This is a genomic window from Gluconacetobacter tumulisoli (genome assembly GCF_014174155.1).
Taxonomy (GTDB): Bacteria; Pseudomonadota; Alphaproteobacteria; order Acetobacterales; family Acetobacteraceae; genus Gluconacetobacter; species Gluconacetobacter tumulisoli.
In genome coordinates this window covers 43828-57756 of the sequence record NZ_JABEQM010000006.1, presented here as the reverse complement: position 1 = coordinate 57756, position 13929 = coordinate 43828, and the positions used below count along the sequence as shown (strand labels likewise).

General features: G+C 66.6%; 14 protein-coding genes. 10 read left to right on the top strand and 4 right to left on the bottom strand.

The window, feature by feature from the left end; all coding sequences use genetic code 11:
• The first annotated feature begins 1 nt into the window (after position 1).
• From moaC to HLH28_RS08790, 8 genes are all read left to right on the top strand, one after another.
• Complete coding sequence (gene moaC, locus HLH28_RS08825; protein ID WP_182957818.1) at positions 2–517, top strand: cyclic pyranopterin monophosphate synthase MoaC; 516 nt, start codon at positions 2–4, stop codon at positions 515–517.
• 75 nt (positions 518–592) lie between these two features.
• Complete coding sequence (gene pdhA, locus HLH28_RS08820; protein WP_182957816.1) at positions 593–1603, top strand: pyruvate dehydrogenase (acetyl-transferring) E1 component subunit alpha; 1011 nt, start codon at positions 593–595, stop codon at positions 1601–1603.
• Between the two features lie 6 nt (positions 1604–1609).
• Positions 1610–2959 carry a pyruvate dehydrogenase complex E1 component subunit beta gene (locus HLH28_RS08815; RefSeq protein WP_182957813.1) on the top strand — a complete coding sequence of 450 codons (1350 nt, stop codon included), beginning with the start codon at positions 1610–1612 and terminating at the stop codon, positions 2957–2959.
• A 12-nt stretch (positions 2960–2971) separates the two neighbouring features.
• On the top strand, positions 2972–4234 hold the full coding sequence (locus HLH28_RS08810) for a pyruvate dehydrogenase complex dihydrolipoamide acetyltransferase (RefSeq protein WP_182957810.1): 1263 nt from the start codon (positions 2972–2974) through the stop codon (positions 4232–4234).
• Positions 4235–4245: 11 nt separating this feature from the next.
• A complete protein-coding gene (gene lpdA / locus HLH28_RS08805; RefSeq protein ID WP_182957807.1) occupies positions 4246–5655 on the top strand; it encodes a dihydrolipoyl dehydrogenase in 1410 nt (469 codons plus the stop codon).
• 167 nt (positions 5656–5822) lie between these two features.
• Positions 5823–6812, top strand: a complete 990-nt coding sequence (gene lipA, locus HLH28_RS08800; RefSeq protein WP_182957803.1) for a lipoyl synthase — start codon at positions 5823–5825, stop codon at positions 6810–6812.
• The gene (locus HLH28_RS08795; RefSeq protein ID WP_182957800.1) at positions 6812–7303 is read left to right on the top strand and encodes a type II toxin-antitoxin system RatA family toxin; all 492 of its coding nucleotides are present in this window, start codon (positions 6812–6814) and stop codon (positions 7301–7303) included. The genes lipA and HLH28_RS08795 overlap by 1 nt, the downstream gene beginning before the upstream one ends.
• 14 nt (positions 7304–7317) lie before the next feature.
• Positions 7318–7731, top strand: coding sequence for a hypothetical protein (locus HLH28_RS08790; protein WP_246395872.1), 414 nt, complete (start codon positions 7318–7320; stop codon positions 7729–7731).
• 146 nt (positions 7732–7877) lie between these two features.
• Here the strand turns inward: HLH28_RS08790 and HLH28_RS08785 are convergent, their stop codons facing one another.
• The 4 genes from HLH28_RS08785 to HLH28_RS08770 are packed head-to-tail and all read right to left on the bottom strand — an operon-like array spanning position 7878 to position 11513.
• Positions 7878–8387: a CinA family protein gene (locus tag HLH28_RS08785; protein ID WP_182957797.1), complete on the bottom strand. Its 510-nt coding sequence runs from the start codon at positions 8385–8387 to the stop codon at positions 7878–7880.
• Positions 8388–8406: 19 nt separating this feature from the next.
• The gene (locus HLH28_RS08780; RefSeq protein ID WP_182957795.1) at positions 8407–8874 is read right to left on the bottom strand and encodes a phosphatidylglycerophosphatase A family protein; all 468 of its coding nucleotides are present in this window, start codon (positions 8872–8874) and stop codon (positions 8407–8409) included.
• Positions 8871–10877 carry a lytic transglycosylase domain-containing protein gene (locus tag HLH28_RS08775; RefSeq protein ID WP_246395870.1) on the bottom strand — a complete coding sequence of 669 codons (2007 nt, stop codon included), beginning with the start codon at positions 10875–10877 and terminating at the stop codon, positions 8871–8873. Before HLH28_RS08775 ends, HLH28_RS08780 begins: the two co-directional genes overlap by 4 nt.
• A gap of 33 nt (positions 10878–10910) precedes the next feature.
• Entirely contained in the window at positions 10911–11513 is a 603-nt protein-coding gene (locus HLH28_RS08770) for a YjbE family putative metal transport protein (protein WP_182957793.1), read from the bottom strand.
• A gap of 207 nt (positions 11514–11720) precedes the next feature.
• Between HLH28_RS08770 and purB the strand changes: the two genes are divergently transcribed.
• Together purB and HLH28_RS08760 are read left to right on the top strand one after the other, a co-directional pair.
• On the top strand, positions 11721–13076 hold the full coding sequence (gene purB, locus HLH28_RS08765; protein WP_182957791.1) for an adenylosuccinate lyase: 1356 nt from the start codon (positions 11721–11723) through the stop codon (positions 13074–13076).
• Between the two features lie 51 nt (positions 13077–13127).
• On the top strand, positions 13128–13868 hold the full coding sequence (locus HLH28_RS08760; RefSeq protein WP_182957789.1) for an NRDE family protein: 741 nt from the start codon (positions 13128–13130) through the stop codon (positions 13866–13868).
• Positions 13869–13929 lie beyond the last annotated feature (61 nt).

Genomic DNA, 13929 nt, shown 5'->3' with positions numbered 1-13929 from the left:
GATGACGGACGCCGGAAAACTGTCCCACCTCGATGCGGCCGGACATGCGGTGATGGTCGACGTGTCGGACAAGCCGGCCACGGCGCGGCAGGCGCTTGCGCGAGGACGGGTCTGCATGCGCGCGGAAACGCTGGAACTGATCCTGTCCGGCGGCATGCCGAAGGGGGACGTCCTGGCGGTGTCGCGGGTCGCCGGCATCATGGCGGCAAAGAAGACGGCCGACCTCATACCTCTTTGCCATCCGCTGCCGCTGTCGTCGGTACGCGTCGGACTGGCGGCGGCCAGGGACGGGACGGGGATAGACATCGAGGCCTGCGTCGGGACCACCGGACCAACCGGGGTGGAGATGGAGGCCCTGACGGCGGTCAGCGTGGCGGCGCTGACGCTGTACGACATGTGCAAGGCCGTCGATCGCGGCATGACGATCGAAGGCGTGTATCTGGAGCGTAAATCGGGTGGGCGGTCCGGCCTGTACGAAAGACCCGGGGCAGGGGCGGGATCACCGGGAGCGGATTAGGCGCCGACCATGTCCGGCCCGGCGGCGTCAGTATGCGGTGTTGTCTGTTATAACAATAACAAGGGAGCGTTCAGAATGAGCGAAAAGCAAGAACCCAAGACAGAGACCGGACGCAATAGTCCGTCCATGAGCGCAGAGGATCTGACGCGCGCGTTCCATGACATGGTCCTGATCCGGCGGTTCGAGGAACGGGCCGGGCAACTTTACGGCATGGGGCTGATCGGCGGTTTCTGCCATCTGTATATCGGGCAGGAAGCCGTGGTCGTCGGCGTGCAGATGGAACTGAAGCAGGGTGACAAGATCATCACCTCGTACCGTGACCACGGGCAGATGCTGGCGGCCGGCATGGATCCGCGCGGGGTCATGGCCGAACTGACCGGGCGCGAGGGGGGATATTCCCGCGGCAAGGGCGGGTCCATGCACATGTTCTCGTCCGAGAAGCATTTCTATGGCGGGCATGGAATCGTCGGCGCCCAGGTATCGCTGGGCATCGGCCTGGCCTTCGCGAACAAATATCGTGGCTCGGACGAGGTCTCGATCACCTATTTCGGCGAGGGCGCGTCGAACCAGGGCCAGGTCTACGAAAGTTTCAACCTGGCCGCCCTGCACAAGCTGCCGTGCGTGTTCGTGCTGGAAAACAACCATTACGGCATGGGCACCAGCGTCGAGCGGTCCTCGGCCTCGAAGGAGCTGTGGCGCAATGGCGAGCCCTGGGGCATCCCGGGCCGCAAGGTCGACGGCATGGATGTCGAGGCCGTGCGGGATGCCGCGCGCGACGCGATCACGCATTGCCGCCAGGGCAAGGGGCCGTTCCTGCTGGAGATGGCGACCTATCGCTATCGCGGTCACTCGATGTCCGACCCGGCGAAATATCGCCCGCGGACCGAGGTTGACGAAATGCGGAAGAATCACGACCCGATCGATCGGGTCCGCAAGGAACTGTTGGGCATGGGAATCGACGAGGCCGAACTGAAGGCCATCGAGGACAAGGTGCGGACCATCGTCGTGGACGCCGCCGATTTCGCGCAGACCAGCCCGGAACCCGATCCGTCGGAACTCTGGACCGACGTTCTGGTGGAGGGCTGAGCGGTCATGAGCACGCAGATCCTGATGCCGGCGCTGTCGCCGACGATGACCGAAGGCAAGCTGGCCCGCTGGCTGAAGAAGACGGGCGACCATGTCGCGGCCGGCGACGTGATCGCCGAGATCGAGACCGACAAGGCGACGATGGAGGTCGAGGCCGTCGACGAGGGCACGCTGGGCGACATCCTGATCGCCGAGGGCACGGAAAACGTCGCCGTCAACACACCGATCGCGAACCTGCAGTCCGAGGGCGGCGAGACGGCACCGGCGGCCGAATCCCCCGCCCCGACCGCGACCGTCGCCAAGCCCGCGGCGCCGCAGGCGTCGGCCCCGCCGGCACCCGTTGCCGCGCCCGTCCTCGCACCTGAGAAGGAATGGGGTGAGACGGTGGAAATCACGGTCCGCGAAGCCCTGCGCGACGCCATGGCGGCCGAACTGCGCCGGGACGAGGATGTCTTCCTGATCGGCGAGGAAGTCGCGCAGTACCAGGGCGCCTACAAGGTTTCGCAAGGGCTGCTGGACGAATTCGGCGAGAAGCGGGTGATCGATACCCCTATCACCGAACATGGCTTCACCGGCATGGCCATCGGCGCGGCGCTGACCGGGCTGAAACCGATCGTCGAGTTCATGACCATGAACTTCGCGATGCAAGCCATCGACCAGATCATCAATTCGGCAGCCAAGACCCGCTATATGTCCGGCGGCCAGATGTCCTGCCCCATCGTCTTCCGCGGCCCCAACGGGGCGGCATCGCGCGTGGGGGCCCAGCATTCGCAGTGTTATGCCAGCTGGTATGGCCATATTCCCGGCCTGAAGGTCGTGGCGCCATGGTCGTCGGCCGACGCGAAGGGCCTGCTGCGTGCCGCGGTCCGCGATCCCAACCCGGTGATCGTGCTGGAGAACGAGATTCTCTACGGCCAGAAATTCCCATGTCCGGTCGATGAGGATTTCATCCTGCCGATCGGTCGCGCGAAGATCGAGCGCGAGGGCAAGGACGTCACCATCGTCGCGTTCTCGATCATGGTCGGTACCGCGCTGGAAGCGGCGGCGATCCTGGCCGAACAGGGGATCGATGCCGAGGTGATCAATCTGCGGACGATCCGTCCCCTGGATACCGAGACGATCGTCGCCAGCGTCAAGAAGACCAGCCGCCTGGTCTGCGTCGAGGAAGGCTGGCCGTTCGCCGGCATCGGCGCCGAAATCTCGATGCAGGTCATCGAACATGCGTTCGACTATCTCGATGCCCCGCCCGCACGGGTCGCCGGCGCGGACGTGCCGATGCCGTTTGCCGCCAATCTTGAAAAGCTGGCCCTTCCCAACCCGGCCTGGGTGGTGGATGCGGTTCGCAAGCTGGTCTGAGGGGGCGCCGCGATGTCTGTGAATATCCTGATGCCGGCCCTGTCGCCGACAATGACCGAAGGCAAGCTGGCCCGCTGGCTGAAGAAGGAAGGCGAGCAGATCCAGTCCGGCGACGTGATCGCCGAGATCGAGACCGACAAGGCGACGATGGAGGTCGAGGCGGTCGACGAGGGGACCCTGGGACGTATCCTGGTCACCGAGGGCACCGAGGGCGTGAAGGTCAATGCGCCGATCGCCATCCTGGTGGCCGAGGGTGAAACCGTGCCCGAGGGCGCGGAGCCTGCACCCGCGTCCACGCCGGTCCCCGAGGCGTCGGCACCGGTCGAGGCTTCGGCCCCCGTGAAAGCCGCGCCGGCTGCTGCCACGCCAGCCGCGGCCCAAAATGGCACACGCGTCTTTGCTTCACCGCTCGCACGCCGGATCGCGAAGCTGAAAGGTATCGACCTGTCCGGCGTGACGGGGTCCGGCCCGAATGGCCGCATCGTCCGCCGCGATGTCGAGGGCGCGTCGGCCGCCCCCGCGTCGGCTGCCCCTGCGCCTGCCCGCCCGGCCGCGTCCGCCCCCGTGGCCATCGAGGCCTCATACAAAGCGGTCCCGAACTCGACGATCCGCAAAGTCATCGCCAAGCGCCTGACCGAGGCCAAATCGACCATTCCGCATTTCTACGTGGCGATCGATGTCGAACTCGATGCCCTTCTGGCGCTGCGTGCGCAGTTGAACGCAGCATCCCCGGCCGACGGACCTGATGCCTTCAAGCTGTCGGTCAATGACATGCTGGTCAAGGCTGCCGCCGTGACGCTGCGCCGGGTGCCCGGGGTCAATGCGTCGTACACCGAGGACGCGACGATCCTGTACGACGACGTGGATATTTCCGTTGCCGTGTCGATCCCCGACGGGCTGATCACGCCGATCATCCGCAATGCCGACAGCAAATCCCTGCGCCAGATCAGCCAGGACGCCAAGGATCTGATCGCGCGGGCGCGGGCGGGAAAGCTGAAGCCGCAGGAATTCCAGGGGGGGTCGTTCTCGATCTCCAACATGGGAATGTACGGGGTGAAGGAGTTCTCGGCCATCATCAACCCGCCGCAGGCGGCGATCCTGGCCATCGCGGCCGGTGAGAAGCGGGCGGTCGTCAAGGGCGACGAGATCCGGATCGCCACCGTCATGACGGTGACGCTGTCGGTCGATCATCGCGTCGTCGACGGGGCCCTGGCCGCCGAATGGGTATCGACCTTCCGCTCGGTCGTCGAATCGCCGTTCAGCCTGGTGGTCTGAGGACATAATCCATGAGCAAGACAGAATTCGACATCGTCATCATCGGCGGTGGTCCCGGCGGCTATGTCGCCGCCATCCGCGGGGCCCAGTTGGGCCTGAACATCGCCGTGGTCGAGGCCGCGCATCTGGGCGGCATCTGCCTCAATTGGGGATGCATTCCCACCAAGGCGCTGCTGCGGTCGTCCGAGATCAACCATCTTCTGCATCATCTGGGCGAATTCGGCTTTGCGGCGGATAATATCCGCTTCGACCTCGACAAGGTGGTCAAGCGTTCCCGCAAGGTCGCGGGCCAATTGTCCTCCGGTGTCGCGCACCTGCTGAAGAAGAACAAGGTTACGGTCTTCGACGGGTTCGGCAAGCTGGCGGACAAGGACGGCGCGCGCCGCAAGGTCGAGGTCAGCAAGGACGGCAAGCCCGTCGCGACCCTGACGGCACCGCACGTCATCCTGGCCACGGGCGCGCGGGCGCGCGTCCTGCCGGGGCTGGAACCCGACGGCAAGCTGATCTGGTCCTATCGCGAGGCCATGGTGCCGACCGAACTGCCGAAGCGGCTGATGGTGATCGGATCCGGGGCCATCGGCGTGGAATTCGCGTCGTTCTACCGGAACATGGGGGCCGAGGTTACGCTGGTCGAGGTCCTGGACCGCATCCTGCCGGTCGAGGACGAGGAGATCAGCGCCCTGGCCCACAAGGCCTTCCTGAAGCAGGGCATGACCATCCTGACCGGGGCGAAGATCGGCGCCGTCCGCAAGAATGGCGACAGCGTGACCGTCCCCGTCGAGGCCGGCGGCAAGAGCCAGGAGATCACTGTCGATCGGGTCATCTCGGCGGTGGGTATTGTCGGCAACGTGGAAAATCTCGGTCTGGACGGGACGGCGATCGCGGTCGACCGGACCCATATCAAGGTCGATCCGTACTGCCGAACCGGCGAACCCGGAATCTATGCCATCGGCGATATCGCAGGCCCGCCCTGGCTGGCACACAAGGCCAGCCATGAGGGCGTCCTGTGCGTCGAGGCGATCGCAGGCCACACGATCCATCCGATCGATCCCACCAACATCCCCGGATGCACCTACTGCCGTCCCCAGATCGCCTCGGTCGGCCTGACCGAGGCCCGGGCCAAGGATGCCGGGCATAAGGTCCGTGTCGGGCGTTTTCCCTTCATCGGCAACGGCAAGGCCATCGCCGCGGGCGAGCCCGAAGGCATGGTCAAGACCGTTTTCGACGCCACCACCGGCGAATTGCTGGGGGCCCACATGATCGGTGCCGAGGTGACGGAAATGATCCAGGGCTATGTCATCGCCCGGACGTCCGAACTGACCGAGGCCGAACTCAAGGAAACGGTGTTTCCGCATCCGACGATTTCGGAGACGATGCATGAGGCCGTCCTGGCTGCCTACGACGGTGCCCTGCATATCTGACATGCATGTCCGGCGGTAAGGACCAGGCATCGGGGCCGCCCTCCTTTCCGGGCGGACGGCCTCCGCTGCTTGTGATCGTCGCTGCCCCGGCGCCGGAGATGTTTGCTTGACGCGTTCTCCGCGCCGTTCCACTTCTGGGTGTCTATTGTCCTGCTGGGTTTGCCGCCATGTCCACGCGCCTGTTGATCGACCATAGAAAAGGCGGTGTTTCCGTCCGCCATCCGGAAAAGGCGCACCGGCCGGACAACCCGATCGCGCGCAAGCCGGACTGGATTCGCGTCAAGGCACCCAATCACCCGATCTATCACGAGACCCGGACGCTGATGCGCGAGCAGAAGCTGGTCACGGTCTGCGAGGAAGCGGCCTGCCCGAATATCGGCGAATGCTGGTCGCAGCGCCACGCCACCATGATGATCATGGGCGAGATCTGCACCCGGGCCTGCGCGTTCTGCAACGTGACCACCGGCATGCCGAACCCGCTGGACGGCGACGAACCCACCCGCGTGGGGGACGCCGTGGCGAAGTTGGGCCTGCGCCACGTGGTGATCACTTCGGTCGACCGCGACGATCTGAAGGATGGTGGCGCACAGCATTTCGCGCGGGTCATCGCCGCGATCCGGGCCGCCGCGCCCGACACGACGATCGAAATCCTGACCCCCGATTTCCTGCGCAAGCCGGGTGCGCTGGAGGTCGTGGTCGCCGCCCGGCCGGATGTCTTCAACCACAACCTGGAAACGGTTCCCCGCCTGTATCCTGGTATCCGGCCCGGCGCGCGCTATTATCAGTCGCTGCGCCTCCTGGACGATGTGAAACGCCTCGATCCGTCGATCTTCACCAAGTCGGGCCTGATGGTTGGCCTGGGAGAGGAACGCCCGGAGATCCTGCAGGTCATGGATGACCTGCGCGTCGCCGATGTCGATTTCATCACGCTGGGCCAATATCTGCAGCCGACGGTCAAGCATGCGGCGGTCCGGCATTTCGTGACACCCGACGAGTTCGCCGATTATGCGGCAATGGCGCGTGCGAAGGGCTTCCTGCAGGTCAGCGCTTCGCCGCTGACGCGGTCGTCCTATCATGCGGATTCCGATTTCGCGGAACTTCGTGCCACGCGGGAGGCAAAACTCGCGGCGACGCGTATCGTGGCGGAGGTTTCCTGATGCCGACTCATGCCGAACGTCGCCTGATCGCCTATTCGTCGGAGCAATTGTTCGATCTGGTCGCCGACGTGGGCAAATACCCGCAATTCCTGCCCTGGTGCACCAGTGCCCGTGTCCGCACGCGCACAGCGACGGAACTGGTCGCCGATCTGACCATCGGGTTCGGCCCGTTCCGCGAGACGTTCACCAGCCGGGTATCACTGGAACGCCCGTCGCGGATCCGCGTGCAGTACGAAAAAGGCCCATTCCGCTATCTGAACAATGTCTGGACCTTCACGCCGGACGAGCGCGGGTGCCTGATCGATTTCTTCGTCGAATTCGAATTCCGTTCCCGCCTGCTGCAGGCCGCGATCGGGGTGGTGTTCAACGAGGCCGTACGCCTGATGGTCTCGGCCTTCATCCGTCGTGCCAGGGAAATCTACGGCCCCCCTTCAGGACGGAATGCGATGGCGCCGGGCCATATCCAGCCCGCCGGAACCGGAGGCATCTGACGGGCGTTTCCCCCATGTCCGGCCGCATGGGTGGTTCCGCCACCGATGCGCCATGCGTCATGGACGGACACGACCCAGTTGAAGGAGCCTACCCGATGAAGATGTCTTTTGGCGCGATCCTCGTCGCCGCGACGATCGTCTCCACCGTTCCGGCACTTGCCGCCACGCCGACCCATATGGCCAGGCACAAACACATGGCCAAGGGGACCGAGAAGAAATCCGAAGTCAACGCGACGGAAGATCTGAACGCCAAGAGCCTCGCCGCAGCGCGCGCCAGCATGACGACCCCGGGCATGCCGGCCGAGCCATCAGTTGAAGCGCCATCGCCCACGGCACCGTCGGTTGTCGTGCCGTCGGGGACCGGGGTCACCACCCCGCCGACCGCTCCGGCGCCCTCGATGCCTGGAAACGGCCCCGGCGGCAATTGATCCCCGGCGTCCGCATGATCCGGACGCTGGCCTGCCTTTTCCGATATCCTGGGCCTGAAGATCGTGCATGACCTTCGGACCCAGGATATTTTTAACTATCGGTCGGGCGCCCTCGACAAGGGACTGCGGGTCGCCGACGCCCGGCTTCAGGAGGAATGGACACGTTGTCCGATCAGGTCCAGCGCCTGCGCCACCGCCTGTTGACGGACGGAGGCGCGATCCCCGTCGAACACACGCGACAGCGTGACCGTCGCCCCATTCCGGCGGGCCGTGGCGAACCAGACCAGCCCGACCGGCTTGGCGGCCGATCCTCCTCCAGGCCCCGCAATACCCGTAATGGACACGGTGATGTCGGTGGCGGGCACGCGGACCAGCGCGCCGTCTGCCATTGCGGCGGCAGTTTCGGCGCTGACCGCGCCATGACGGGCCAGCAATCCGGGATCGACGCCCAGCAGGGTGGTCTTCATGCCGTTGGAATAGGTTACGAACCCGCCTTCCACCACGTCGGACGACCCTGCGTGGTGGGTCAGGGATGCAGCGACCAGACCGCCGGTACAGCTTTCGGCGGTGGCGACCCGCAGGCCGGCCCCGCGCAGAACGGCCAGCAGTCGCCCCGCCTGGTCCAGGGTCACGTTGTCCAGCAGGAAGGGCGGCATGGGCGGCCTCGCGGTCGGGTCAGGACAGAGCAGGCAGGTAACGGAGGACGAGCAGGATCGACGCGGCAAGCAGTCCGGCAACGACATCGTCGCCCATGATCCCGACCGAATCGTGACGCCGATCGAACCAGCCCACCGGGCCGGGCTTGGTGATGTCGAACAGACGGAACAGTGCGAACGCCAGAACCAGCATCAGGATGTCCCGTCCATGCAGGTGCAGGGGATCGACGGGCGCCAGGGGCAGCATGGCGATCCACATGCCAGCGACCTCGTCGATCACGATCCATCCATGGTCCTCGCCGCCGCTGACCCGTTCGGTCGCACGATATCCGATCCAGCAACAGAGCAGGATCGCCACCCCCATCAGGACGGGACTGGACAGCAAAGGCACCCCGCACACAAGGGCGGCAAACGACCCCACCGTGCCGGGGGCCTTGGGGGAAAAGCCGCAGCCGCCAAAACTGGCGATCAGGCGGGCAGGGGTCATGGTGTCGCCTCCGACCGGGAATCGGAAGCCATGGCCTGGTAGATGGCCATGCTTTCCTCCACCCGCTGGATATAGCCCCGGGTTTCCGCGAACGGAATGCTCTCGATCCAGTCCAGCATGGCATCGGATGTCGGCGCACCCCTGGCCGGATCCCCCAGTTGCCCCAGCCATTTGTCCGCCCGGTGTGGTCCGGCGTTATAGGCGGCCAGCACGTAGGGAATCGCACCGCCGAATTTCTGCATCAAACGGGAAAGATAGGTCGTGCCGATCCGCATGTTCAGGCCGGGATCGATCAGGGCCGTGGCCGTAACCGGGCCGCTGGCCATGCGGGCCTGTCGCATCACGTCCCGCGCCGCCGCGGGCAGAAGCTGCATCAGGCCGTAGGCCCCCGCCGGACTGACGATGGCGGGATCGAACCCGCTTTCCTGCCGGATGACCGCCATCACGAAGCCGGGCGGCAGATTGTCCCCCGATGGCGGCAGGACCGGATCGGGGAAAACGGGGCTGGGCCAGCCGGATTGCAGCAGCGCGATCCCCTCGCGCCCCGCGCGGCGCGCAACGGCGACCGCGACATCGGGCATGCCAAGCCGGAGGGCAAGCATCGCGGCCAAGGCATGCCCGGCAGGAGTATCGGTCCGTGCGTCCTGCAACAGGACGAAATCGCGCGCGTGCGCGACATCCTGGCGCGCGGCCAGAATTCGTGCGGCCTGGACCAGGTCGCTGCCCTCGAAACGCGCCATGTCGGCGCGCGTCCAGGCCGGTTCGGCCTGTCGCCGCAACAGGTCGCGCAGCCCTTCACCCGACCGTGCCGGAAACAGCAGGGGATTGAACGTATCGCCGCCCAACCTGGACAGGGCCATCTGGCCATAGAATGTACCGGGCATGCGCGTCGCCTCGGTCCAGGCAGCGCGCGCGGCAGGCAGATCGCCGGCGGCCTCCAGCGCGCGGCCGGTCCAGTAGAATCCCCGGCTGCGAGCAATCAGCGCCCGGGCATCGCACAGGGGCCGGAACTGCGCTTCGGCAGCCCGCGGATCATGCCGCCGCTGCAAGAGGATCCAGCCTGCCAGGAAACGCGCTTCATCCCGGCCGACGGGGGGCATGTCATCCGTGGCCGATGCCAGGGCGAGCGCCGCGTCGTCATTGTCGGCCAGCAGCATGTCGTGGGCCAGCGCCTCGCGCTCCGCCCAGAAGGCGGGCAGGCGCGCACGCCGTTCCGCCGCCAGGCCGGAATGGACCCACACCGCATAGGCGTCGTCAAACTGCCCGGCCCGGCGTAGCCACCTGGCCTGGTCCAGAATCAGGACCGGGTCGCCGGACAGGCCCGGCGGCACGGCGCGTAGAAGATCAGGCGCGTCCGCCCGACCGCGTCGCAACGCAAGCCGCGCCTGCGCCAGGACCTGGTACCCGGCATCCAGACGCCCGACCTGCCGGGCCGCATCATCCATATGTCCGGCCAGTTCCTGCCGTCCGAACCGCGCCCACTGGTCGTCGGCCGTCACCGACGCGCCGAAATCGGCGAGAAAGATTGCCTCGTCCCGGGGCGAATCGATACCGGCGATCCAGGCGCGCCGCGCGCGGGCCGGCAGATCCCGCGCCGGTACCGGGCGATGCGCGCAGGCGACCAGGGCCGGGGCCGAGGTCAATGGCAGCGTCACGCAGGCGTCGTCCATGCCGGGCTCGGGCAAACCGGCCCCCATTTGTGCCAGAAGACGGGCCACCATCGCCTGATGCCGCGGCCATGCCGGTGTCCGGGCCAGGAACGCGACATATTCGGCGATCGTGCCGCCCTGTGGCGACAGCAGGCGCAAATAGAGATCCAACCGCGCCGCGACATCGGCGTCCTCGGCGACGATCGGGGGCGGGGACGGGGCGGACGCGGCGTGGCCGCCGGCAGGGAACATGGCGAAGGTCGCGACGCCCAGCCAGGCCAGGCACCGGCCGGCCCTGTCAACCCGGGGTCGGGCGGCCCGCGATAGGGTGGGCGGATGTCGTACGCGCTGCATGGGCCGGCATGACCTGATGGCGGGGAAACGCGATCATGCCACGGAATGCCAGATTTCGCCGCCCCCCTTGACGATCAATTCGATCGAGACGCCCAGCACGATCAGCAGGCCGACCCAGGCGATCCAGCGATAGCGTTCCAGCAGCCGCGCGATCAGCGCCGCGGCGACGGCCATCATCAGCACCGATACCGCCAGGCCACTGATCAGGACCCATATATGCTCGCCCGCCGCACCGGCGACCGCCAGCACATTGTCCAGGCTCATCGACAGGTCGGCGACCACGATCCTGATGATCGCGGTGCGCAGCGAGGCCGGGGGCCGGGACATCCCGCCCGCAGCCCCATCATGCGGTCCGCGCAATTCGCGATACATCCGCCAGCAGACCCAGAGCAGCAGCAATCCCCCCGCCAGGGTCAGGCCGATGATGGCCAGAAGCCTGACTGCGACGATGGCAAGTCCGATCCGGATCAGGGCCGCCGCCGCGACGCCGGACAGGATGGCCTTGCGCTGATGATCGGCCGGCAGCCCGCGGACAGCCATCCCGATAACGACGGCGTTATCCCCCGCGAGGGTCAAGTCGATCAGGATAACCTGCAGGAGCGAGGCGAGGGCGGAGAGCGAAAAAATATCGCTCATGAAAACATAATCATCGGCAAAAGGATCTCGACTGCTTCATGCGGGCCGGCTTGGGATAGCACGCCCAATGCGATGACGCGCGCCGTGATCTTGCCCACCGCGAGCGGGCTTCCGCAAGGGTTGCCCTTTTCGGCAGGAGACGCGGCGGCGGAAATCGGCTAAAGGGGCGGCCCGCCCGCATTTGCCGACAAGAGGAAGCTGACCACGATGGTTCCGCGTTATACCCGTCCCGCCATGGCCGCCATCTGGGCCCCCGAGAACCGGTATCGCATCTGGTTCGAGATCGAGGCCCTGGCGTGCGAGGCCATGGCGCAATACGGCGCCGTGCCCGCCGAAGCCGCGAAGGTCGTGCGGGAAAAGGGCGATGCCGCGATGGCCGCGTTCTCGCAGGCTGACCTGGACCGGATCGACGAGATCGAGGCCGAGACCCGGCACGATGTCATCGCCTTCCTGACGTGGCTTGCGGAAAAGATCGGGCCGGACAGCCGCTTCGTGCATCTGGGCATGACATCGTCGGACGTGCTGGATACCTGCCTGTCCGTCCAGTTGACGCAGGCGACCGACATGTTGCTGGCCGACCTGGATGCGGTGCTGGACGCCCTGAAGCGCCGCGCGTTCGAACATAAATACACGATCACCATCGGCCGAAGCCACGCGATCCACGCCGAACCGACCTCGTTCGGTCTGAAGCTGGCGGGGCATTACGCCGAATTCGCCCGGAATCGCGAACGCCTGTTGCGCGCGCGCGCCGAAATCGCGACCTGCGCGATTTCGGGCGCCGTGGGCACCTACGCCCATGTCGATCCGCGGGTGGAAGAATTCGTGGCCGAGCGCCTGGGCCTGGCGCCCGAGGGCGTGTCGACCCAGGTCATTCCCCGCGACCGCCATGCGGCCTATTTCTGCGCGCTGGCGGTGATCGCCAGCGGGATCGAGCGCCTGGCGGTCGAGGTGCGGCACCTGCAGCGGTCCGAGGTGCGGGAGGCGGAAGAATTCTTCCATCCCGGCCAGAAGGGGTCGTCGGCGATGCCGCACAAGCGCAACCCGGTCCTGTCGGAAAACCTGACCGGTCTGGCGCGCCTGGTGCGTGCCCACGTCATCCCGGCGCTGGAGAACGTGGCCCTGTGGCATGAGCGCGACATCAGCCATTCGGCCGTCGAACGCAACATCTGCCCCGACGGCACCATCGGCCTGGATTTCGCGCTGGTCCGCCTGGCCGGCATGATGGACAAGCTGGTGATCTATCCGGATCGCATGATCGCCAACCTGGAAAGCCTCGGCGGGGTCGTCCATTCCGGCGAAGTCCTGCTGGCCCTGGCACGCGCGGGCATCCTGCGCGAGGATGCTTACCGCATCGTCCAGCGCAACGCGATGGCTACCTGGACCATGCTGGGCAAGCCCGACGGGCGCAGCTTCCGCGAAAACCTCGCGGCCGATCCCGAGGTCGCCGGGCGTGTGGCGCCGGCGGTTCTGGATGCCGCGATGAACAGTGACGCCCATCTGGAGGCGCTGGACCACACCTATGCCCGCGTCTTCGGCGAGACCGGACCCTCCCGCGCGGGCTGACCGCAATCCACGGCCGCAACCGGGGCGGCGCTCAGGATAGAAGAGAGAACCGTGTGTACCATCGTCCTGTCCTTTGCCCCTGGTTCCGCATGGCCGCTTCTGGTCGCCGCAAACCGTGACGAACGCCTGGACCGTCCCTGGGACCCGCCGGGTCGGCACTGGCCGGAACGGCCGGCGATCGTCGGCGGGCGCGACCGCGTCGCCGGCGGGTCGTGGCTGGCCCTGAATGACGACGGCGTCGTCGCCGGCGTCATGAACCGGGTCGGCAGTCTGGGCCCGGCACCGGGCAAGCGATCGCGCGGCGAATTGCCGCTGATCGCGCTGGAACACGACAAGGCGACTGATGCGATGCTGGCCATCGCGGCGCTGGATGCCGGGGCCTGGCGGTCGTTCAACATGGTCATCGCCGACCGCCACGCCGCGTATTACATTTCGGGACTGGGTTATGCGACCCCCGAGGTCGCGACACTGGAACCCGGCGTCCACATGGCCGCGACCACCGGGCCGGACGACATGGCCATTCCGCGGATCGGCCGTCATCTTCCCCGTTTCCGAGAGGCGACGCGCCCCGTTCCACCGGACTGGACGTCCTGGACGCGGCTGCTGTCCGACCGCTCGCTGCCGGCGGGCAGCGAGCTGAACATCCCCCCACGGTCGGGTTTCGGAACGTGCAGTTCCTCGGCCATAGGCATTCCGGCGGACCGGAACGCATCCGCCTCATGGTATTTCGCCGCGGGCGCCCCGGACCGCGTCGGCTATCGCCCCCTCGACCTGGGCCGCACGCCCGCCTGAGGGCCGTTGCGACATGACTGCGGGGCAGGGCGGCGTTTCCATGAAAGGGAGTGGTATCTTC

Excerpts from the sequence above, each read along its gene's own strand:
- moaC (WP_182957818.1), top strand. The coding sequence starts at position 2 with ATGACGGACGCCGGAAAACTGTCCCACCTCGATGCGGCCGGACATGCG.
- pdhA (WP_182957816.1), top strand. The coding sequence starts at position 593 with ATGAGCGAAAAGCAAGAACCCAAGACAGAGACCGGACGCAATAGTCCG.
- HLH28_RS08815 (WP_182957813.1), top strand. The coding sequence starts at position 1,610 with ATGAGCACGCAGATCCTGATGCCGGCGCTGTCGCCGACGATGACCGAA.
- HLH28_RS08810 (WP_182957810.1), top strand. The coding sequence starts at position 2,972 with ATGTCTGTGAATATCCTGATGCCGGCCCTGTCGCCGACAATGACCGAA.
- lpdA (WP_182957807.1), top strand. The coding sequence starts at position 4,246 with ATGAGCAAGACAGAATTCGACATCGTCATCATCGGCGGTGGTCCCGGC.
- lipA (WP_182957803.1), top strand. The coding sequence starts at position 5,823 with ATGTCCACGCGCCTGTTGATCGACCATAGAAAAGGCGGTGTTTCCGTC.
- HLH28_RS08795 (WP_182957800.1), top strand. The coding sequence starts at position 6,812 with ATGCCGACTCATGCCGAACGTCGCCTGATCGCCTATTCGTCGGAGCAA.
- HLH28_RS08790 (WP_246395872.1), top strand. The coding sequence starts at position 7,318 with ATGTCCGGCCGCATGGGTGGTTCCGCCACCGATGCGCCATGCGTCATG.
- HLH28_RS08785 (WP_182957797.1), bottom strand. The coding sequence starts at position 8,387 with ATGCCGCCCTTCCTGCTGGACAACGTGACCCTGGACCAGGCGGGGCGA.
- HLH28_RS08780 (WP_182957795.1), bottom strand. The coding sequence starts at position 8,874 with ATGACCCCTGCCCGCCTGATCGCCAGTTTTGGCGGCTGCGGCTTTTCC.
- HLH28_RS08775 (WP_246395870.1), bottom strand. The coding sequence starts at position 10,877 with ATGCAGCGCGTACGACATCCGCCCACCCTATCGCGGGCCGCCCGACCC.
- HLH28_RS08770 (WP_182957793.1), bottom strand. The coding sequence starts at position 11,513 with ATGAGCGATATTTTTTCGCTCTCCGCCCTCGCCTCGCTCCTGCAGGTT.
- purB (WP_182957791.1), top strand. The coding sequence starts at position 11,721 with ATGGTTCCGCGTTATACCCGTCCCGCCATGGCCGCCATCTGGGCCCCC.